This window comes from Acinetobacter sp. LipI_19, from assembly GCF_058242925.1.
In genome coordinates this window covers 1,618,308-1,640,145 of the sequence record NZ_JBZAYK010000001.1, presented here as the reverse complement: position 1 = coordinate 1,640,145, position 21,838 = coordinate 1,618,308, and the positions used below count along the sequence as shown (strand labels likewise).

General features: G+C 35.9%; 21 protein-coding genes and 1 pseudogene. 12 read left to right on the top strand and 10 right to left on the bottom strand.

The features are described 5' to 3' along the window. Positions 1-342: 342 nt before the first annotated feature. Positions 343-1,548 (bottom strand): amino acid aminotransferase, encoded by a 1,206-nt coding sequence (locus tag AC4CVF_RS07860; RefSeq protein ID WP_336951245.1) that lies wholly within the window; start codon positions 1,546-1,548, stop codon positions 343-345. Positions 1,549-1,895: 347 nt separating this feature from the next. On the opposite strand from AC4CVF_RS07860, the gene AC4CVF_RS07855 reads away from it, so the two are divergent. Beyond that, positions 1,896-2,666 carry an alpha/beta fold hydrolase gene (locus tag AC4CVF_RS07855; RefSeq protein WP_490789179.1) on the top strand — a complete coding sequence of 257 codons (771 nt, stop codon included), beginning with the start codon at positions 1,896-1,898 and terminating at the stop codon, positions 2,664-2,666. Between the two features lie 101 nt (positions 2,667-2,767). On the opposite strand, the gene AC4CVF_RS07850 is transcribed toward AC4CVF_RS07855, so the two are convergent. Together AC4CVF_RS07850 and AC4CVF_RS07845 are read right to left on the bottom strand one after the other, a co-directional pair. Further along, the gene (locus tag AC4CVF_RS07850; RefSeq protein WP_490789178.1) at positions 2,768-3,955 is read right to left on the bottom strand and encodes a benzoate/H(+) symporter BenE family transporter; all 1,188 of its coding nucleotides are present in this window, start codon (positions 3,953-3,955) and stop codon (positions 2,768-2,770) included. Positions 3,956-4,341: 386 nt separating this feature from the next. Then, on the bottom strand, positions 4,342-4,914 hold the full coding sequence (locus tag AC4CVF_RS07845) for a multicopper oxidase domain-containing protein (protein WP_419820437.1): 573 nt from the start codon (positions 4,912-4,914) through the stop codon (positions 4,342-4,344). A 149-nt stretch (positions 4,915-5,063) separates the two neighbouring features. Between AC4CVF_RS07845 and AC4CVF_RS07840 the strand changes: the two genes are divergently transcribed. Continuing rightward, positions 5,064-5,318 (top strand): copper chaperone, encoded by a 255-nt coding sequence (locus AC4CVF_RS07840; protein WP_419360460.1) that lies wholly within the window; start codon positions 5,064-5,066, stop codon positions 5,316-5,318. A 706-nt stretch (positions 5,319-6,024) separates the two neighbouring features. After that, positions 6,025-7,188, top strand: coding sequence for an MFS transporter (locus AC4CVF_RS07835; RefSeq protein ID WP_419328892.1), 1,164 nt, complete (start codon positions 6,025-6,027; stop codon positions 7,186-7,188). Between the two features lie 54 nt (positions 7,189-7,242). Here the strand turns inward: AC4CVF_RS07835 and AC4CVF_RS07830 are convergent, their stop codons facing one another. Next, positions 7,243-7,938, bottom strand: a complete 696-nt coding sequence (locus AC4CVF_RS07830; protein ID WP_419328893.1) for an LrgB family protein — start codon at positions 7,936-7,938, stop codon at positions 7,243-7,245. Further along, positions 7,938-8,378, bottom strand: a complete 441-nt coding sequence (locus AC4CVF_RS07825; protein ID WP_419328894.1) for a CidA/LrgA family protein — start codon at positions 8,376-8,378, stop codon at positions 7,938-7,940. The genes AC4CVF_RS07830 and AC4CVF_RS07825 overlap by 1 nt, the downstream gene beginning before the upstream one ends. A 99-nt stretch (positions 8,379-8,477) precedes the next feature. On the opposite strand from AC4CVF_RS07825, the gene AC4CVF_RS07820 reads away from it, so the two are divergent. The 5 genes and pseudogenes from AC4CVF_RS07820 to AC4CVF_RS07800 all read left to right on the top strand — a co-directional run. Further along, positions 8,478-9,377, top strand: a complete 900-nt coding sequence (locus AC4CVF_RS07820; RefSeq protein ID WP_490789177.1) for a LysR family transcriptional regulator — start codon at positions 8,478-8,480, stop codon at positions 9,375-9,377. A gap of 314 nt (positions 9,378-9,691) precedes the next feature. Next, positions 9,692-10,021 (top strand): alcohol dehydrogenase catalytic domain-containing protein, encoded by a 330-nt coding sequence (locus tag AC4CVF_RS07815; RefSeq protein ID WP_419328896.1) that lies wholly within the window; start codon positions 9,692-9,694, stop codon positions 10,019-10,021. After that, positions 9,960-10,697 (top strand): zinc-binding dehydrogenase, encoded by a 738-nt coding sequence (locus tag AC4CVF_RS07810; RefSeq protein WP_490789176.1) that lies wholly within the window; start codon positions 9,960-9,962, stop codon positions 10,695-10,697. The genes AC4CVF_RS07815 and AC4CVF_RS07810 overlap by 62 nt, the downstream gene beginning before the upstream one ends. Before the next feature lie 40 nt (positions 10,698-10,737). Continuing rightward, on the top strand, positions 10,738-12,090 hold the full coding sequence (gene gorA / locus AC4CVF_RS07805; protein WP_419328899.1) for a glutathione-disulfide reductase: 1,353 nt from the start codon (positions 10,738-10,740) through the stop codon (positions 12,088-12,090). A gap of 67 nt (positions 12,091-12,157) precedes the next feature. After that, positions 12,158-12,268, top strand: a pseudogene (locus AC4CVF_RS07800) (CysB family transcriptional regulator); the annotation flags it as partial. A 300-nt stretch (positions 12,269-12,568) separates the two neighbouring features. Here AC4CVF_RS07800 and AC4CVF_RS07795 read toward each other — a convergent pair. Beyond that, positions 12,569-12,907 carry a hypothetical protein gene (locus AC4CVF_RS07795; RefSeq protein WP_490774042.1) on the bottom strand — a complete coding sequence of 113 codons (339 nt, stop codon included), beginning with the start codon at positions 12,905-12,907 and terminating at the stop codon, positions 12,569-12,571. 414 nt (positions 12,908-13,321) lie between these two features. On the opposite strand from AC4CVF_RS07795, the gene AC4CVF_RS07790 reads away from it, so the two are divergent. The 4 genes from AC4CVF_RS07790 to AC4CVF_RS07775 all read left to right on the top strand — a co-directional run bounded on the left by AC4CVF_RS07790 (position 13,322) and on the right by AC4CVF_RS07775 (position 17,165). Then, on the top strand, positions 13,322-13,891 hold the full coding sequence (locus AC4CVF_RS07790) for a TetR/AcrR family transcriptional regulator (protein WP_490789175.1): 570 nt from the start codon (positions 13,322-13,324) through the stop codon (positions 13,889-13,891). A 145-nt stretch (positions 13,892-14,036) separates the two neighbouring features. Further along, positions 14,037-15,056 carry an MBL fold metallo-hydrolase gene (locus AC4CVF_RS07785; protein ID WP_490789174.1) on the top strand — a complete coding sequence of 340 codons (1,020 nt, stop codon included), beginning with the start codon at positions 14,037-14,039 and terminating at the stop codon, positions 15,054-15,056. 196 nt (positions 15,057-15,252) lie between these two features. Next, positions 15,253-15,801: an RrF2 family transcriptional regulator gene (locus tag AC4CVF_RS07780; RefSeq protein ID WP_490789173.1), complete on the top strand. Its 549-nt coding sequence runs from the start codon at positions 15,253-15,255 to the stop codon at positions 15,799-15,801. 158 nt (positions 15,802-15,959) lie between these two features. Further along, a complete protein-coding gene (locus AC4CVF_RS07775; protein ID WP_336951123.1) occupies positions 15,960-17,165 on the top strand; it encodes an NAD(P)/FAD-dependent oxidoreductase in 1,206 nt (401 codons plus the stop codon). Positions 17,166-17,593: 428 nt separating this feature from the next. Here AC4CVF_RS07775 and AC4CVF_RS07770 read toward each other — a convergent pair whose 3' ends face one another. From AC4CVF_RS07770 to AC4CVF_RS07755, 4 genes are all read right to left on the bottom strand, one after another. After that, positions 17,594-18,505 (bottom strand): alpha/beta hydrolase, encoded by a 912-nt coding sequence (locus tag AC4CVF_RS07770; RefSeq protein WP_490789172.1) that lies wholly within the window; start codon positions 18,503-18,505, stop codon positions 17,594-17,596. Positions 18,506-18,542: 37 nt separating this feature from the next. Further along, complete coding sequence (locus AC4CVF_RS07765; protein WP_419359664.1) at positions 18,543-19,469, bottom strand: alpha/beta hydrolase; 927 nt, start codon at positions 19,467-19,469, stop codon at positions 18,543-18,545. 241 nt (positions 19,470-19,710) lie between these two features. After that, the gene (locus AC4CVF_RS07760; RefSeq protein WP_419359665.1) at positions 19,711-20,604 is read right to left on the bottom strand and encodes an AraC family transcriptional regulator N-terminal domain-containing protein; all 894 of its coding nucleotides are present in this window, start codon (positions 20,602-20,604) and stop codon (positions 19,711-19,713) included. A 39-nt stretch (positions 20,605-20,643) separates the two neighbouring features. Continuing rightward, positions 20,644-21,792 carry an NADH-dependent flavin oxidoreductase gene (locus AC4CVF_RS07755; RefSeq protein ID WP_490789171.1) on the bottom strand — a complete coding sequence of 383 codons (1,149 nt, stop codon included), beginning with the start codon at positions 21,790-21,792 and terminating at the stop codon, positions 20,644-20,646. Positions 21,793-21,838: the final 46 nt, after the last annotated feature.

Genomic DNA, 21,838 nt, shown 5'->3' with positions numbered 1-21,838 from the left:
TAGAGGATGCACAAAATAGTATGTAATAAAAGCTTTAAATAACAGTAGATTATTTAATTTATCGTAAAGAAAGTATCAGAACCAAAAGATAAGTGTAGCCTTGAGTAGAATCTATTTTGCACATCAAAAATTAAATAAATAATGATGAGAAAATGACTTACTTCATTGGCGTTGCTCTTTTAAGAAAGGGGATAAGAATACCTATTGTATAAAAATAAATCTGTATGTCAATGTTAAGCTTTTAAAATGCTCATTTAAAAAGAATTATCTCAAAAACTTAACTCCCTTATGAAAGGGAGCTAAGTGGCAGTGGATTGAACCAATCAACGCTTATCAATTTATTTAAGCAGTTGCTTTAATCACTTCTACAACAGATGTTGCCACATAATCAATATTTTTTAAATTTAAGCCCGCTGCACACATACGGCCGCTACGTAGCAAATAAATGGCATATTGATCTTTCAATATATCCACTTGTTCAGCAGTTAAACCAGTATAGCTAAACATGCCTTGTTGTTCTGTAAGGTAATCAAAATTACGACCAGGTAAAGCAGCAGTTAATTTTGCCTTTAATAGTTCGCGCATTTGGATGATACGCTCACGCATTTCTTTAAGTTCTGCATGCCATTTTTCAGTTAATGTTGCATCATTCAATACATTATCAACCACTAAGGCACCCGTTGTAGGTGGGCTTGAGTAGATACGGCGTACAGTTGCTTTAAGCTGACCTAAAACTTTTTGTGCAGTTGCTTGGTCATCACAAATAAAGCTTAAACCACCAACACGCTCACCATATAGTGAGAAAATTTTAGAGAAAGAATTGCTAACAATGAAATTCAATCCCGACTTATCTAAAGTACGAATTGCATAAGCATCTTCTTCTAAGCCTTGACCAAAACCTTGGTAAGCAATATCGAGGAATGGAATTAAATCACGTGCTTTCAGTACTTCAATCACACGATCCCATTCAGCAGGTGTTAAATCTGCGCCTGTTGGGTTATGGCAACAAGGGTGAAGGAGAACAATGCCTTTTGCAGGGATTTGCTGTAAATCCTCTAACATGCCTTCAATATTGACACCATTGGTTGCTGCATCAAAATAGCGGTAGAAATGTGAATTGATTCCCGCACCATTAAAAATCGCAATATGGTTTTCCCATGTCGGTTGGCTCACCCAAACATCAGATTCAGGAAAGTATTTTTTTAGAAAATCTGCACCAACTTTAAGTGCACCAGAACCGCCTAGGGTTTGAATGGTCACTGCACGGCCATCTTTACGTGCTTGGCTATCTGCACCTAAAACTAATTTCTGGGTTGCTTCGTTATATGACTTTGAACCATCCATCGGTAAATAAAGCTTTACCTTGTCATTGCTTGGTTCAATATTTTTCAAAGCCGCTTTTACAGCGTCTAACTGAGGAACAATTGTGTCCTCATTATAATAAAGACCAATACTTAAATTTACTTTGTGTGTCCGTTCATCCTTACCAAAGGCTTCCATTAGAGAAAGAATTGGATCACCTGCATAAGGATCTACATGTTGAAACATGGTCTAAAGTCCTAAATCAATCGAAAAAATCAAGTCTGATAATATAGGTAATTCAAACCCCGACTCAACAGTAGATTGAGGTTTATTTTTTATTATTTATTCAACTTTAAATTAAGGCCACCGCTCATTTGTCTATATTTATAGCCAAATGTGCATTTACTACAAAATAGAGGATAAATAAGATAAAACTTAAACAATGTATCAAGTGCGGTATTGGAAGAGAGATAGTTAAGATATTGATTGTTTTTAAGTCGCAGTATTGTTAATGAATGATAAAACTATTGTTCTACATTTCGCTTCTTGTCATCATAGCGCAAACGCAATATTTAAATTCTGGATGGTTTTTAATGTTACTGAATTATCAATACGATCAAGCTCAAGATAGCCATGGAACTCAAAAAGCCACACTGGTATTGATTCACGGGTTATTTGGAAGTTTAAGTAATTTGGGCATTATTGCACGTGAATTTCAAGGCAAATTCAACTTATTGCAAATTGATGTTCGAAATCATGGTCATTCTGCACATTCAGATGAAATGAATTATCAATTGATGGCTCAGGATGTTTTGCAAACACTTGATCATTTAAATATTGAAAAATTTATCGCGATTGGACATTCTATGGGTGGAAAAATTGCAATGAAACTTGCAGATTTAGCGCAAGATCGTATGCAAAAAATGATTGTCTTGGATATGACACCTTTTGCATATCAAGAAAATCACCATGATCAAATTTTTAAAGCCTTATTTGCGGTTGAAAATGCACAAATTGAATCTCGTAAAGAAGCAACAGTGATTATGCGTCAGTATTTAAAAGAAGAAATGGTGATTCAATTTTTATTAAAATCATTCAGTAAGGGAAAATGGCTGTTTAATGTCCAAGCTTTATTTAATCATTATGCCGATATTTTAAGTTGGGAAAATCAGCAGGTGAATCCTATTCCAGCATTGTTTATTAAAGGTGGAAACTCACCCTATATCTCAAAAGTTGAACATTTTTCTGCAATCGAAACCCAGTTTAGTCATAGCCAAGTTAAAGTCATTGAACAAGTCGGGCATTGGTTACATGCTGAAAAACCGGCTGTAGTCAATCAAATGATCTCTGGGTTTATAAAATGAGGTTTTAGGCTCTGAATAAATTAAAACAGCATATTTAAAGGTAATATGCTGTTTATAAATGATTATTTTATGAACACTATCAGTTCTTTAGTCCTGTAGGGTCAAGAAAGTGTCTTGGTTTTGAATTTTCCATTGAGTACAAGGTATGAAATTAGACCTAAAACCAAACCCCAAAATGCACCCCCAACACCAAACAAAGTGATGTTGGCTGTCGTTGAGAGAAAGGTAATAAGTGAGGCTTCTCGGCAATCGATATCACTCATCGCATTTGCAAGACTTCCAGCAATTGTACCTAATAATGCAAGTCCTGCTAAAGTACTTATAAAAGCGACTGGAAACGCTGCAAAGACAGCTGCTAACGTTACACCAAAAATTCCAACAAAAATATAAAACACACTTGCGGCAATCCCTGAAATCCAGCGTTTTGAAGGATCTTCGTGGGATTCCTTTCCAGTGCAAATTGCAGCAGTGATTGCAGCAAGATTAAACGCATGTGAACCAAATGGAGCCATGAGGAACGAACCTAAGCCTGTCACGATAAGAATCGGTTTAGCATTGGTGTGAAAACCATCATTTTTAAGAACCAGTAAACCTGGCATATATTGTCCTGTTAAGGTAATTAAAAATAAAGGTAAGGCAACACTCAGTATCGAGTTTATAGAAAAAGTTGGTGTGGAAAAAATAGGCGAGGCTAATTTTAGTTCAAATCCAGAGAAATCAATCCGTGATTGTAAAAGTAAGAAAATAAAGCCAAAAATCAAGACACTAATAATGGAAAATCTTGCAGAAAAACGCTTGGTGATGAGGTAAATCAAAAATAATGAAATCGCCAAAAAAGGATCAATTGTCATATTGGTAAAGGCTGCAATCCCAAATTGCAATAAAATACCTGCCAAGAGACCAGATGCAATACCCGCTGGAATTAGACGAATCAATTTTTCAAAATAGCCCGTAATTCCCAAGATCACAAATGCCAGTGCAGAAAGTAAATATGCACCAATTGCTTCGGAATATGGCACAGTTACAAGCGTCGTAATTAAAAATGCAGCGGCAGGCGTAGACCATGCAGTGATAATGGGTTCGCGGGTATACCAACTTAATAATATTCCTGTGATACCAACCCCAATAGAAATAGACCATACCCATGAGGCAGTGAGTTCAGGGCTAAGACCAGCCATCTGCGCAGCTTGGAAGATTAAAATAAAGGTACCACCATAATTAACGATGACCGAAATTAAACCTGCCATAATGGGGGGAAGAAAATCATTAGAATGATGCTGAAAAGACATAAACTCTACCCCTAAGATTTTAAAAAGAAGTAGTAGAGTGTATTTTTAATGTGGTATTGCTATAAGATACACTTTAAATATTTTTTAAGGTACCAGTTTGCTAATATGACTTTATCTTCTGCCTTTTTACTTAACTCTGGTAAAGGTGAAGGCGTTAAGAATGTTTTTATTATGTTTTATCTACTATGATTTGATTTTAAGAAGTAATTTTTGCTGGAACAAAATTGTTATTAAATTGAGTAAGCCTACTTTGTGCTTGATGGTTTGATTGTTAGTATAAAACATAAGAAAGTTACCTTTGTTTGATTAAGATTCGACACCTTTATCAAAATGGGTAACTTTCTCTTTTTCAAGATCAATGTCTGATCAGAACTGAACGCATACATTTAATGTGCATGTGAATGAAGTCCTGCAGGTACGACAGATCCAAATGGTCTTGTTTTACAATCTTTATCATTCGGATCACAAATACGGACATTTTGCATCATGCCTTGATCTTCATGATCTAAGATATGACAGTGTAATACAAAGTCTCCTGTGAATTTTTCATACTTGGTTCTGACCACAATCTCATAACCCGTTGGAACAAAAAGAGTATCCTTCCATACGCCATTTAAACCATTAAATAAAGGATTAGTATTTTTCTCTAAAGTTATATCTCCACCTATACGATTGTTTGAACCATCAACCTTATATACGGATTGAATTTGAAAAGGATTCACATGAATATGGAAAGGATGTCCTGCAAGAGTAGATGTTAAGGTCCATTCATCAATCCCATTTAAAGTTAAATAGCGGTTTAAATTATCGCCATAAGGAAGTGCTAAATCAGCGTTAAATTTTTCATTACTTATACCAAAGACTTTACTAATATTAAAATTAAGCTGTTGTTGACCTATTTTGATGTCGCTATTACTACTTTCAATTTTTTGTAAAAAATCTAATGGGGTAAAAGCCATGATTAAATTATTATCCAAATCAGATTTAATTTGTTTTTGTGTAATACCATCAAGCTGTTGACCATTACTTTTTTTATCTGTAGAGGATGTTCAGAAAAAGAACTTTAAGAGAAAGAGGAAGTTAAGTTTAATATTGTTTTATCGGCTATATGTTTTTTTGGACACTTATTGGTATTTTACTCTCAATTTTGACACATTATTTAAATGAATTATTACATAACCAAATAATATTGGCATGCTTTATTATTGTTGTTTTAGTTCTATGGCAGATAACTCCATATAAAAAAATCAGTCTAAATCGCTGTCATCTTCCTGCAAAAATTAATCCTTTTGGGCTTCAGTCTGGTATTGATAATTTTAAATTTGGAATTAAAAAAGCCTGGTACTGCGTAGGAGCTTGTTGACCATTTACGTGGTTATGTATAGCGTGGATGGAGCCAATGATGTATATAATGCCTTTATTTACTTTATTTTTACTAGTGGAACAAATTCAACCCAAGCGAAGAGAAATTTGGGGGTGCGAATATTTTTAAATTGTTATTTTGATTTTTTAATCACTAAATATAGACTTAGAGAGCATAATTTATTCTTATTAATTTACAGATTATACTTTTTGTTTAAGATTTAATTTACTGTATTATTTGAATATCGATCATAACAAACTAATCTAAATATAATTTGATAGCTTCCTATACTTATAAGGTAAAACAATGATTTGCAATATAATAAGTCTAAATTTCTTTTTCCGAGTTATTGGCTGTTAAATATATATGCAGCATATCCATGATCTTTTTTTACAATAACCAACCCAAATGTAGGTCTAGTAATATCGAGATTAACAGCTCAATCTTTGACAATTATCAAGGTGTTAGGTGTTTTGCGTTAAATTTAGTGCCTCGTGAGTCTGTTACGAATCTAGTAATTTTACCAAATAAGCAAAATATATTTTTATTAAAAGACATTAAATATATAACAGAGTATTATGGGTTTTTGAAAAAATAATATTTTTTTAGCAGTATACAGTTGAACTACGGATGAGTGCTTTTGAGTACAAACTTATACAACGCTTTATTCTTCTAACTGTTTGAAAATCCAAGTGAATGCAACGATATGCAAGCCATGCCAATCCAATACAGACTGAGTGGATTCTACTTTTGGTATTATTCAATAGTTGGAACTTTTTTACCGTATTGGAGCTTATATCTTCAAGATCAAGGATTTAATTATCAAGAAATAGGATTACTGTCCTCTATAGCCATTTTAACCCGTATATTTGCACCCTTTATTTGGGGATTTATCGCAGACAAAACGGGCAAACGAATGTTATGGGTACGTGTGGCAACCTGGATGGAAGCTACAATCTGGTTTTTGATTTTTATTATTCCCAACAATATGCAATCAATTGCATTTCTGATGTTGATTTTTAGCTTCTTTCAAAATGCCATACTTGCGCAATTTGAAGGTGTAACGCTGTTTTGGCTGGGTAATCAACATACAGCATTGTATGGAAAAATTAGAAAATGGGGCTCTATTGGATTTATTATTGGCGTATTTAGTATCGGTGCGATTTTAGAATTTATTGCAATTCAATATTTACCGATGATGTTGTTATGTATTGCATTTACAGCTTTTATTTGGTCCTTTTCGATTAAGGAACCTAGCGCAGCACCAAGTGCACAAAAAATATTAGAGCCATTGCTTCCCATCCTAAAAAGACCTGTGGTTTTTTCATTTTTTATCATTGAATTTATTATGCTTTTTGCACAAGCACCATTTTATAGTTTTTATAGTAATTATTTAAAGCTTGCTGGTTACAGTACAACTCAGATTGGCTTTTTATGGTCAGTTGGTGTGATTGCTGAAATTATCATGTTTAACTATGCAAATTTCTTCCTAAATCGTTTTTCATGGCGAAGCTTAGTCGCGCTTTGTTTAATCATGACCAGTATTCGATTTATTTTGGCAGGTTTATTTTCAGAAAGTTTCATTATTCAATTTATTTCTCAAACGTTTCATGCATTTAGTTTTGGTTTATTTCATATTATTGCAATGCGGGTCATTTTGCAGAACTTTGCAGCCAAACAACAGGGCAGAGGACAAGCGCTATATAGTACCATGTGGGGACTTGGTGTTGCGTCAGGCAGTATTTTAGCTGGGCAATATTGGGAAAAATTATCAGGAGAATATATTTTTATCCTTGCTGGACTTTCAGCATTGCTTGGTTTGCTATTGATTAATTTTTTACCTAAAACATTACAAACGATTCAAAGATAAATGAATCTCTTTGCAGAAAAGAGATTCAGCACATCCAAATCGATACTGTACGGATTAATTTAGTAAATAGACAATGAGATGTACAATAAAAGGTCCAACCAATACCATAAAAATACCAGCTAAAACCATGGTTAAACTAGCAATAACACCTTCATCTTTATCACGCATATAAGCTTTACTTGTACCAAAACCATGTGCTGCATTACCCAAAGACGCACCTTGCGCAAAGCTTGATTTCAGTCTTAATCCACCCAATATCAAATCACCAATTAACATACCAGTCACCCCAGTAATCATGGTGAATAAAATCACCAGTTCAACAGAACCGCCGATATGGGTTGTTAGTTCCATTGCAAATGGTGTAGAGATTGAACGAGCCATTAGACTATAGGTTGTTGTTTGGTCAAAATGAAATAACTTGGCAAGGTAGAATGCACTGATCATTCCAGCAAGCATACCAATGACTACACCCATTGAAATTGAAATGAGATGTTCTTTAATGATTTGGCGATATTCAAAAATTGGGATTGCAAAGGCAACAGTTGCAGGCCCTAACATCCATATAATCCACTGACTATCAAGCATATAAGCATCATAAGAAACATGTGCTGACAGTAAAATGATGATTAAAACAATCGGAACCAAAATTGCTGGAGATAAAATTAAATATGGAAATTTACGATAAAGTTTTTTGACCAACACATACGCAACTAATGTGATCACTAGGCAAAATATTGAAATGGCAGACATTATTTATCTCCCTGTAATACATGTACGGTTTTATGAACATGACGTTGTTTCAACTTCCGCTCTAGTTTAAAACCTATATGCACACTATAAGCAGTAAATACCATCACACAAATTGTACCCAGTACAACCACCACAATCAGTTGCCAACCCTCAGTCATAAATAGGTTTTTATATTTCATTAACCCGATAAAACAAGGAATAAAAAATAGTACCAATTCACCTAGAATGAAATCTGAGCCTGATTTAATCCAATTTAACTTAAAAATACCTGTCATGAGCCCAATCAAAACCATAAATAAGCCAATCACAGCTGCCGAAATAGGTAAATTAAATTGTTTTTGAATGATTGAACCAATCCACCAAATCAAAATTAAAAGCCCAATTTGCAATGTGACTTTATAGATTGATGAAATTTGATGGCTTTGAGTACTCGTAGACATTTTATTGCAGATATTTTAAAAAGATGAGTTATTTTAGTTGCAAACATCACATCATATTATGAATAATTAAATCATAATTATGCGTTTTTGGAATAATTAATGGACATTAAAAATCTTAAAATTTTTGTAGAAATTGTCAATTGTGAAAGTTTTACTTTGGCTGCTGATCGTTTGTTTATGTCACAGCCTACAATCAGTAAATCAATTAAACATTTAGAAGAAGAACTTGGTATAGCTTTGTTTAAAAAAGGTGAAGCTGGAAGAAAAAGGGAAGTTGTGCTTACTTATATTGGTGAATTAATTTATCACCATGCTTTAAATATCTTAAATGAACAAAAGCAAATATTTGATAATATAAATCAAGTACAGCAGTTAAAAAAAGGTAAATTAACCATAGGCTTACCACCACTAGGTTCGGTATTACTTAGTCCTTTAATTGCTTTATTTCACCAAAATCATCCCGATATTCAATTGAAATTCTTAGAAGTCGGTGCCAATGGTATTGAGGAAGCAATTGCTGATAAAAGTATTGATGTTGGAATTTTACTCGGTAATTTAAGGCCAAGTTTTGCAGCTATTCCTGTAATAGATTCACCAATGTGTTTATTAGCAAAGAAAAATTCACATTGGAATCAACGAGATTCAGTAAATTTGCATGAACTTAAAGAAGAAACTTTTTTACTTTACGCTGATTCTTTTACATTAAATAAGATGATTATACAGGCTGCAAATTCTGTAGGTTTTGAACCAAAAGTCGTATGTAAAAGTAGCCAGTGGGACTTTATCACCAAAATGGTGGAGTTTAATATGGGGATCGCTATATTACCCAAAATTTATTGTGATCAGCTAGATCAGGGGAAGTTTTGTTCAGCAATCCTTAATGAGCCTAAATTACATTGGACATTGAGTATGGCTTGGAATACGACTGTAGCAATGAGTCCAGCAACCAAAGCTTGGTTAATGATTGTAGAAATGCATCGAGATAAAATTCATTTTTAGATTAATTGATAGCTTTAAAGTCTTAATAAATTGAGCCTAATATGACTAAGGCTTATTTTTTTAAGTATTAAAATTATGTATATCAATTTATTAGTTTATTTGATTTCGCATAATGTATATTATGTTAAATAGAATATCCAAGACTGTAGCCTACACAACACTGTTGTTGCTACAGCATTTTGCGCTTTCGCATTAGTCAATGCCTTGCTTTTTCATCGAAACATTTTCTTTCTAATCTAAAAAGAAAATATGCTTTGTTTACAAAATGGCTCAAGTCTATTTTAGATATCACTTATATCCTGAGCACATTAAATATGTATAAAGCCTTACAAGTTTCTGAAACTGGACAGCTAGAGCTGGTAAAGAAAGAAATATCTATGCCATTAAAAGATCAAGTTCTTATTAAAGTTGAAGCTTGTGGTATGTGTGGCGCAGATCTATCTGATATTTCAGGTGAAAATCAATTATTGCGTGTACCTGGTCATGAAGTTATTGGACGCATTATTGCATTAGGCGAAAATGTACCAACGATTTGGAAAATGGGACAGCGTGTCGGTGTTGGCCGATTAGGTGGACATTGCAATGAATGTGATCAATGCCGTCAAGGTTTTTGTCCACTGTACAAATCAAACGTATATTGGTAGCAATCAAGATGGTGGTTATGCAGAGTCAATGCTTGCAAAAGCAACAGGATTAGTTGCAATTCCTGAAGGTCTAGATTCTGTTGATGCTGCCCCCCTACTCTGTGCTGGTCTGGCAACATTCAATGCTTTAAAAAAATCTGGTGCTCAAGCTGGCGATTTAGTTGCAATTCAAGGTATCGGTGGTCTAGGTCATTTGGCACTGCAATATGCCCATAAAATGGGATTTAGAGTTGTTGCAATCGGACGTGGTGATGACATCTCAGATGATGTCAAAAAACTTGGTGCACATATTTATATTGATACCAATACCCAAGATACTATCGCCGAATTACAGAAACTAGGAGGTGCTAAGCTCATTTTAACAACCGTTGGTAATGCGTCAGTTGTTGTATCTCCTTTAATGGCTGGATTAGAACCTAAAGGAAAACTCATTCTATTAGGTGCAGGAAAAGATCCTCTTTCACTATCTTCTGGGAAATTAGTCGTTGGAGAGAATATTATTCAAGGCTCTTTAACAGGAACACCTCACGATTCAGAAAAAACGCTCGATTTTAGTCTATTAGCAAATATTCGTCCTGAAATAGAAACTGTACCGTTAGTAGGTGTTAATGATGCTTTACAACGTTTAAGAGCAGGAGATGTTAAGTTTAGATTTGTCATTCAAATGAATGCTTAAGTCTTTAACTTTTTAAATCTAAAAAACAGGAATTTCATTTATGTCTAAACACTATGATTATATTGCGATTGGCGGAGGCAGTGGCGGTATTGCATCAGTCAATCGTGCTGCCATGTATGGTAAGAAATGTGCACTGATAGAAATGGGTGATATTGGTGGAACCTGTGTCAACGTAGGTTGTGTTCCTAAAAAAGTGATGTGGTATTCAGCTCAAATTGCCGATGCGATTCATAAATATGGTCCTGACTATGGCTTTAATACAGAATTGAAATCCTTTAACTGGAAGAAATTAGTTGAAAACAGACAAGCCTATATCAGCCGAATACATACATCGTATGACACAGGACTAGCTAAAAATAATGTTGATGTCATTCGAGGTTTTGCAAAATTTTTAGATGCTCAAACAATTGAAGTAAATGGTGAAACGTACACAGCTGACCATATTTTAATTGCTACGGGGACTCAAGCATTCAAACCTGAAATTGACGGTGCTGAATATGGTATTGATTCCAATGGTTTCTTCGAATTAGAACACTTACCGAAGCGGACTGCTATTGTTGGTTCTGGCTATATTGCTGTGGAGTTGGCAGGTGTTCTTTATGCATTGGGTTCGGATGTACAATTATTTATTCGTAAACATCAGCCTTTGCGTGGATTAGATCATTTCCTTGGTAAAACACTATTAGAGAATATGCGCAGTGAAAATATTAACGTGCATACTCATAGTCAGATTAACAAAGTGACTAAAGTTGAAGACAACTCACTTGTATTACACCTAGAAGATGGTAGAGAACATACCGTAGATTGCTTGATTTGGGCAATTGGTAGAAAACCTGCAACTGAAGCGATCAATCTTAATAAGACTCAAGTTCAATTGAACGAGAATCACTTTATTCATGTTGATGCATATCAAAATACAACACAGTCTGGCATTTATGCAGTGGGTGATATTACAGGTAAAGTCGAGTTAACTCCAGTTGCTGTGGCAGCGGGTCGAAGACTGTCTGAACGTTTATTTAACAATAAGCCAAATGAACATTTAGATTATGAAAATATTCCGACTGTGGTGTTTAGTCACCCACCTATTGGAACAGTTGGATTAACCGAAGATCAAGCGATAGAAAAATTTGGTAAAGATGCCATCAAAATTTATAGTTCTTCCTTTACATCCATGTATACAGCGATAACAGAACATCGACAACTCACAAAAATGAAATTAATTTGTGTAGGAACTGATGAGAAAGTGGTCGGAATTCATGGTATTGGATACGGTATGGATGAAATTCTGCAAGGCTTTGCTGTTGCTTTAAAAATGGGAGCAACTAAAAAAGACTTCGATAACACTTTAGCAATTCATCCGACTTCTGCTGAAGAATTCGTCACAATGCGTTAATCATTGATCATCTAAAAGAGCATTTATTTATATATTTGCTCTTATTTTTATATTCTATATCCAAATTATGAACTTTCAACAACTTAGAATTATTAGAGAACTCGCTCAACATAATCTCAATTTATCACAAACAGCACATGCTCTAAAAACATCTCAATCTGGTTTAAGTAAAAAAGTCTTCTTTCATTATTATATCTTTTTATTTTTCTGAAATATTTACTTTAAGATATTGAATAACAAAATAAAATAAATGACAGCTTATGTGTCACTAACTAATGTCATTGATTGTCACTAAATTCTATAACTCATTGATATTATTTAATCAGAAATGACAACTTATGTGTCATCTGTCGATATTGTTGCCACAGCTCAGCAACGTGAATCTAGATAATTTTATTCACGTTGCTGACTATTTTAAGCAACATAATTTAAGATATGCAGAAATCAGATCGCTACTCGACTTTGTATAGTTATGACTTCAATGTACTTTCATGTTTGCTTCAGTTAAATAAGCTTTCTTCGATGTCTTATTCCATAAACACAGTTCTTGTCCTGTTTTGTTTTTCATATGTGCTTGCGGATATTTTCCTTGAATCAAGAGTGCCGAATATCCAACACGATCATCAAAAAGCATGATATTACTCACTGTTTTGGCACTTTTAAGTTGACTGGCTTTTATACAAGCCGCTTTTATTTCCTGATCATGCTTGTTCCATGCCTTCTCGGAACTTCCGAAAGCTACGCTAGTTACAGCAGAACTTGCCATAAAACCTAAAATAGCAAGATATTTTAAAAATATACGATATCTCAATATCATGATGATTGTCCTGTAAATTTGAGTGTCTGGATCTATATTGAAACAATCTAATGAGAGAATCTAGCGATTTACACATGCTGTAACAGCAGATATTCAGGATTAAACATATCTCTGAAAAGTTGCCCGTGATTTAAATTTTAATATATAGATCAACGACTTAAAAATAGCTTTATTCAATAGAAGCATTAACTGACCATCTGATCCCCTACACTGATCAATAATTTCTCGTGTCTTATCGGTTGCGGAAACTATAATTATGACTACTCATTATAGTTCTAACTTTGCTGAGTGGACCCGTCTATGTGATGCTATAGCTTATGATCTTGAAAAAGCCCATCCCTTTTAAAATATATATCTTGCACTTTATCTATTTTTATGTATGATTGAGTAATCACTCAATTAATATATTTGTTTATGGCCCGTCCTCGTAGTGAAGATAAACGTAATGCAATTTTAAATGCTGCTATTGAAACATTGGCAGAACTTGGAGAGCGTGCATCTACTTCAAAAATAGCCAAAGTCGCTGGTGTGGCAGAAGGGACTTTATTTACTTATTTCAGTAATAAAGAGGAATTACTCAACCAATTATACCTTTCGCTAAAGGCCGAACTGCGTCAGGTCATAATGCTGAATTATCCGAACAACTCAGACCTACAAACCCAAATGTTTTATATATGGCAAAGCTATCTGGACTGGAGTTTAGATGCCCCACTCAAACGTAAAGTGATGGCGCAGTTGTCGACTTCAGAACAAATTACAGAACAGAGTAAACACATTGGTATGCAAACTTTTTGTGATTTTACTAAGACTATTCAAGAACATATTGATGACGGCAAATTAAGAGATTATCCACCTTTGTTTATCGGTTCGATTTTGGGTGCACTTGCTGAAGTCACACTCAACTTTATTGCCCAAGACACTTCTCAAGCTGATCTTTATCGGAAGTCCGGTTTTGAAGCGTTTTGGCATGCAGTTTCAATCTAGATAAAGACTAAAGTAAGAATGTGCAACATTCTTATTTTTTAAATTAATTAATGAGTGATTAAATACTCATTTAAATAAATCAAAATAAGCACTTATCTCAAGTTCTTATTTACAGACATAGGTTATTCCACTCAAGGAAAATAAAATGACAATTTCAAATGCAACAGACTTGCCTTCTCCCTTCATGTCATCACAGCAACACAATGGGAAATTTAGCAATACACAGCCGAATTTGCACATACATTCTTTCGGAAAAACGCTAGGCTTAATGTGGAAATTTTTATTTAACAAACCCAAAAATACGGTGCCAAATCGAGAAATTCCTATGTTAAGTTTATCAAAAGAACAACTCATGAGTGCCCCAGACCGTTCTCTATTTCGTCTTGGGCATTCGACAATTTTATTAAAATTGCGTAATGAATTTTGGTTAACCGATCCTGTTTTTTCTGAACGCGCCTCGCCTTTTCAGTGGATTGGCCCTAAGCGTTTTCACCAACCACCAATTAGTATTGCGGATTTACCTCCCATTAAAGGTGTGATTTTGTCGCATAACCACTATGACCATCTCGACTACCATGCAGTAATCCAACTCAAAGACAAAGTTGAACACTTCTTAACACCACTTGGCGTCGGTGACGCACTGATTAAATGGGGGGTGCCAGCAGAAAAGGTCCAGCAACTTGACTGGTGGGAAACAATCCATGTGGATGGTCTTGAGCTAATCGCCACCCCTGCCCATCATTTTTCAGGCCGTGGTATGAGTGATAGCAATGCAACGCTTTGGGCATCGTGGGTAATTATTGATAATGATTTACGTGTGTTTTTTAGTGGTGATACTGGTTATTTCGATGGGTTTAAAGAGATTGGAAATCGTTATGGTCCTTTCGATCTTACCATGCTAGAAACTGGGGCCTATGATCCAGAATGGCCAGATGTTCACATGCAACCTGAGCAAACGTTACAAGCACATATCGATTTAAAAGGACGTCATTTGTTGCCTGTACATAATGGGACTTTTGACTTGGCGCTTCATGCTTGGGATGATCCATTTGAACGGATTGTGGCTTTGGCTCATCAAAACCAATTAGCGATTAGTACGCCTCAAATGGGTGAAGTATTGAACTTAAACGAGCCAAATGTCGAAAATTATTGGTGGCGTTCATAATTTTTTCGATCATTTTTAAATTATTTACGTCCTTTAATTCTCTTTTAAATGTATTTATATTCAGTGATATAGCCTTATTATTTTCATCTATATTTTCTTTTCATAAAACTAGGACTAACTTTGTCTTAGTTCTATTGTTGACTTAAAACACAGACTACATTAGTCTGTGTTTGTAATTGATCAATTATGAAATTAAATGGCTTATATTACTAGTAGCGTCGAGTATGCGATTCACTGTCTTCTTTTTCTTGTGAACAATGAAGATAAACCTTTAAGTAGTAAGGATCTTGCTGAATTACAAGGAGTTTCTCCGAGTTTTATGGCCAAGATTTTTCCTAAACTTGAAAAGGCAGGTCTTGTTGTTGCTCAAGAAGGTATTCGCGGCGGATATTTACTCGCTCGATCTGCTCACGAAATTACTTTTTTAGATATAGTGAATGCAATCGAAGGTGAAAAATCACTTTTTGAGTGCCAAGAAGTTCGTGGTAAATGTGCGGTCTTTAACAATGCCCCACCCGATTGGGCAACCAGTGGTGTATGTGCAGTACATGCAGTTATGTTACAGGCTGAAAAAGCCATGCGAGATGCTTTAGGTGCTCACACACTTGGTGATATTGCAGACCGTTTTGGTCGTTATGCACCCGACGTATTTTTTAGTGATGTAAATGGCTGGATTAATAAACGCATAGAAGGAAGAACAGCAAAAATGCGGAAAAGTAAAATATCACGGGATACTCCCGACTAATGAGCTTATAGGGCTTTCATCCCTAGGGTAAAACTTCTCTAAACGTTTTAAATGCCTTCTCAGATTTTTCGGACAGTCAGAGAAAGGATTCACTCACCCAAAATTTTGGGATGAGTAAGAATTTGTATGTCCGAAAAATCTATCAAAAGGATAATCAAATGAGTAAGCGTATTATTATTGCAGGTTCTGGCTTTGCTGGGTTATGGGCAGCACTTGCCGCACAACGAGCAATTTACTTGACTTCCCAACAACAAAACATTGAAGTGATGATGGTTTCCCCTAGTCCAAATGTGGATATTCGTCCTCGACTTTATGAAGCTGTACTTGAAAATATGTACCCTGATATTTCAGAGTTATTAAGTATAGTAGACGTTAAATATGTGGCTGGCTGGGTAAATGAAATTGATACTACTGCCCAAAATCTTGTAATTACCACAACTCACGGCGATAAACAGACTTTAAGCTATGAGCGTTTTATTCTGGCAACTGGAAGTACTACTTTTATGCCACCTATACTGGGGCTGACTGAATTTGGATTTAGCGTAAGTACATTAGAAGATGCTGAAAAACTTGACCAACATCTTAAAAGCTTAGCCAATAAACCTGCAAATGCAGCACGTAATACCGTCGTGGTTGCAGGCGGTGGACTGACTGGGCTTGAAACAGTGACCGAAATGCCTGAGCGCCTACGTAGCATTTTAGGTGAAACTGATATTCGTGTGGTTTTAGTCGATTCATCAGCAGAAATTGGTGCAACATTGGGTGACGAAGCTGCGGCGGTAATTCGAGAAGCGCTGAGCGAACTTGGCATTGAAGGTAAAGCTGGACTACGGGTTACTGCACTTGATGCTTTTGGGGTAACACTTTCTAACGGCGAAAGAATTGAAGCAGAAACTGTCATTTGGACTGCGGGCATGCGAGCGAACTCGCTGACCTCTCAAATTGTAGGTGAAAAAGATAATTTAGGTCGTATTTTAGGTGATGCTTATTTACATGCACCAGAGGCAAAAAATATTTTTGTGACGGGTGATACTGTAAAAGTTCCAACCGACAATATAGGTAATTTTAACGTGATGTCATGTCAGCATGCCATGAGCCTAGGCCGTGTAGCGGGTTACAATGCTGCAGCAGAATTGGTTGATTTGCCATTACATGCGTATAGCCAACCAAAGTATGTGACTTGTGTCGACTTAGGCCCATGGGGAGCACTTTACACTGAAGGATGGGATCGAAAAGTTCAATTTGTGCGCCATGAGGCGAAAAAAATTAAACAAGAAATTAATACGGTATGGATTTATCCGCCAGTTGCAGATCGTGAAGCTGTTTTTGCTATAGCAAATCCTGATTTTGTAATTGTTCCTTAAAATTAGTTTTATTAAAGCAGATCATTTTATTTAACTCTCCCAAAAGCAAAACTAGTGATGGTTTTGCTTTTAGTTTTTTTGAGACATTAAGTTATGAGTTTTTAAACTCTTTTATTATCGCTAAAGCCGTTTTTTTAGCAGAAAATGTGTTTTATCCTGTAAAATATCAATGCACCTGAAACGTTTTATCCAAATATCTACTGCTGTTGAACACAAATATCAACTTCAATATGATCACTGGGACGTTAACTTTGACCTATAGCAATTACAGAGTCCCCTTGCTGAACCGCTGCTTTCACAATTTCAACACCCTTTCCGCGCGTTGTATTTATCACAAACCAAACACGTTTCCTTGCGTTACTCTAAACATTCAATAAAAAACAGGCCACTTTAAAGTGACCTATTGAATTACTTTAAATGCAGAGTAATTAAAGTTTTGTCGTAAAGAATGGAACAAGTTGACCAATTGCCTCATCAACAAAATTCAATTTGTCATACAGTGACATATGGTTTGCCCCTACAACGACATAGAGCTGTTTATCTGTACTCGCTGCACGATTAATTAGATCTTCACTCATCCACTTACTGCCCGCGTTACTCCCTGCAATTGCGAGTAAAGGTTGAGTAAAGAAGGCTTCTGCTTTGTTGTATGCATCATAAGTAATGATTTGGGTTAAACTACGTGCTGTTGCAAAACCCGGTGCATTTGGATGCTCTGCTCGTGGAGTATGGTAATACTCCCAAGCTTCACGCAATTCTTCGTTCAGTGCATCTTCTTCTTTCAATGGAGCAAGCGGAATAGTTACAATCTCTGCACCACTCGCATCTGCAGTTCGAGCATCTGTACCTGCTTGGATATAGGTAATTGCATCTTTGACATTGTTCTCCCATCCGTTACGGAACATTTGGCCAATGTTGACTGCACTCACCATACCTACAGCTTTTATACGGCGATCATTGATTGCTGCATTTGCGGTATAACCGGCACCTGCACAAATCCCCATCGCACCAATACGGTTATTGTCGACATAAGGTAATGTTGTTAAATAATCAATCACGGCACTGACGTCTTCAGTACGGATATAAGGATTTTCTAACTGACGTGGTAAGCCTGTACTCGCACCTTGAAAAGATGCATCATAAGCAATTGTTACAAAGCCATGTTCAGCAATCTTACGAGCATATAAACCAGCCGTTTGCTCTTTGACACCACCGCCAGGATGGCTCACCACAACCGCAGGATAAGTTTTGCTTTCATCAAACCCTTCAGGGAAATTAATTACTGCTGCAAGTATAATTCCTTGACCATTTTGATTCTGAATACTGATTTCTTTTGACATTTTAGTATTCCTCTATTGAACTTTTTATATTTCAAAATTAAAGATATTCTTTAAAAAATGGGATTGCTTTCGCTAATGCTTTAGCAACAGGTTCTGGTTGGTCGTACAATTCGTAATGTGATGTATTTTCTAAAACCAACAACTCTTTTTGTTTCGATGCTGCACGACATACAATTTCATGACCATCTCGGTAAGCTCCAAAAGCTCCTGGTTTGTCACCGATTACAACCAAAATCGGTTGGGTTAATAAGACTTCAGCTAAGTGAAATGCATCCCAACCCAAAGCCACACTCATACGAGAAAGTAATGCACTGGTTGCACCGTTTGGCTGCTGACCACGAGCAGTTTTGTAGTAGTCAGTCGCTTCTAATGGGTCAATATCGGTAATTCCAGCTTTTTTACCCTCCTCTACGGATGGAGGAAGTAAATCATTCACTAATAATTCTCCACCACGAGCTTCGGCAGTACGTTGTGATCCAATTGCCTCGAGCCCTTCAATCAAAGCCTCACCTGTTCCACCATAACCTTCACGGGTCATACGGCCAAAGTTCACGCCAGTGATTGAAGTCACTGCTTTAATACGTTTCTCTGTCATTGCCGTGTTGAGTACATAAGCACCACCACCACAGACACCTAAAGCACCAATACGATTTTCATCAACGAAATCTTGAGTGACCAAATAATCTACGGCATAACGGATATCTTCAACACGGTGATATGGATTTTCTATAAAACGTGGTTCACCGCCACTTTCACCTTGGAACGATGCATCGATTACTAGAACTACAAAACCTGCCTCAGCTAGGGCTTTACCATAAATATTGCCAGAAGTTTGTTCTTTACAACTTCCGATTGGATGAACACTGACAATGGCTGGATATTTTTTACTTTTGTCAAAGTCATTAGGAAAAAGGATATTAGCTGCTGATTCCCATGCTAGATTTTTATATTTTACAGTTTGCATATGGAGTACCTCACTCGTTAATTATGCTTAATTACCATCTACTTTAGGTTGGTTACCTATCTTTCTATGTATTCAGTATAGGATGACGAAACCTGATTGAATTGCCTAATTCAACGGATAATTTGCCTATTCTGTTATTTATATAATTTTTTTAAATTAAATATATTTTTCAATATCTTAAAAAAATAAAACCCCGCTTCTTTCTTAGAAGTTGGGCGAATATAAAAAATTTTCTGTTAGTTCAAGCTAAGAGTAGGTTTTGGATATCTTTTTGGGGTGAAGAACCAAACAAGCGTGAGTATTCACGGCTAAATTGAGAGGCACTTTCATAACCTACTAAACTTGCTGCATGACCTACATCTACCTCACCATTTAACATCAAATGACGGGCTTCCTGTAAACGGAGTTGCTTTTGGTACTGTAATGGGCTCATACCCGTAATCTCCCGAAAATGTTGTCTAAACGTCGATGGACTCATAAAAACAAGATCCGCAAGATCATCCATTTGAATTTGTTTAATAAAATTATGCTTCAACCATGATACTGCTTTTTCGATCTTGCTATTCATAGAGCCAACTTTAATTAATTGACGTAGATAAACACCATTGGGCCCTGTTAATAAACGAATCATTATTTCTTGCTGAATAATAGGCGATAACTGAGATAATAAAACAGGCTCATCAATTAAATTTACCAAACGATTTATCGATTCGATTAGAGCATAGTCAATAACTTGAACACCGAAAGAGGGTTGTATTTTCTCCTTAAAATCCAATTGCCCCAGTTGAGAAACTATTTTCCTAATCATTGCTACATCAAGTGAAAGCATTAATCCCAAAAAAGGTTTATGGCCAGTAGTACAACGAGTATGACTAACAACTGGAATATCAATCGTTGTCAGCATTGATTGTCCTGATGTATATGTAAAAATTTCTTCCCCAATAATGACTTGCTTTTCGCCTTGTAGAACAATACCTAAACCTAAGTTATAAATACAATGTGTCGCACTTGGCTTGGAACGTCGATGCAAGGATAATGTAGAAATTGCTGTTCGGTGGTCGCCATCAGTTTGACTGAGGCGATCGACATTCTTTGCCAATGAAGTAATGACATCATTTGTAGTTTCATCGTACATTTTTGTCTCCTTGACCAGTCAATTCAAAATCTAGTCTGTTTAAGACTTCTCTATTTGCTTAATCGGAAACCAGCCTTTTGTTGCCTCGATCACCTGCTGTAACTTTTCAGGAATCACAAGTTCAGGCATTTTTTCTAAATCCAATTGAGTTTCAATTTCATCAGCACGATCATTTTGGGCTAACTGTACCCATTCTGGATTTATAATTAGCCCTTTACCTACAGCGACTAGGGGGAGACCCAAACCCAAAGCCTTTTCAGCTTGATCAGGAATTAGAATCATACCTGCAGCCATAATAGGTAATTGATCACCAACATAATCAATTACCTGTTTAATAATAAGTTGTTCATCAATAGTATCGACAGGTTTTGAGTTAAGTAAGTCAACTAATGAAACATGAAGATAACTAATTTCAGCATCTATTAAACGACCAATGAGCTGTAAACTATCAGCTATACGTAAGCCTTTTTCATCATATTCCTCAATAGAAATACGATAGCCTAAAACAAAAGGTTTTTTGGCACATTGCGTAATCACACGTTTTACTTCTCTAACAATCTCTAGAGGAAAATGCATACGTTTTTCTAGGGAACCACCCCATTCATCTTCACGCTGATTAAATTGTGGGGAAAAGAAATTTTGAATTAAAAACCCATGTGCTCCGTGCAATTCAACTCCATCAAATCCAGCTTCAATAGCTCGACGTGTCGTTTCACCAAAGGCATGGATTACCTCTAAAATTTCATTATGGCTTAAAGCACGACTTTTCAGTTGACCATCATTAAATGGTCCAGCAGGTGCAGCTAAAGCGCTTGCACTTACCAAATCAGCATGAGGTATCAAACTAGGTACAGCTTTATTCCCTGCATGGAAAATCTGCAAAATGGCGGGAGCTCCTCCACTTTTAGCTGCTTGTGCAAGTGAGGTTAAACTTGGGATAAAATGATCGTCATACGCAGCAAATTCATTGGTAAAACCAATTCCATTTTCCTGAACATGCGTACAACCTGTAATAACAAGTCCTATATCTTGAGCACGATGTCTTATATATTCGAGTTCTTGCTCAGAAACCGTTGCATCTTCATTTCCAGACCACGTCGTCATAGGCGCCATGACAATTCGATTACGTAAAGAAATCCCATGAACTAACTCAAAAGGTTTAAATAAAGTAAGCTTGCTTAGCGACATCTCAACTGCCTTAAATAATAAGTTGAATATTTATAAGCAGTATAAA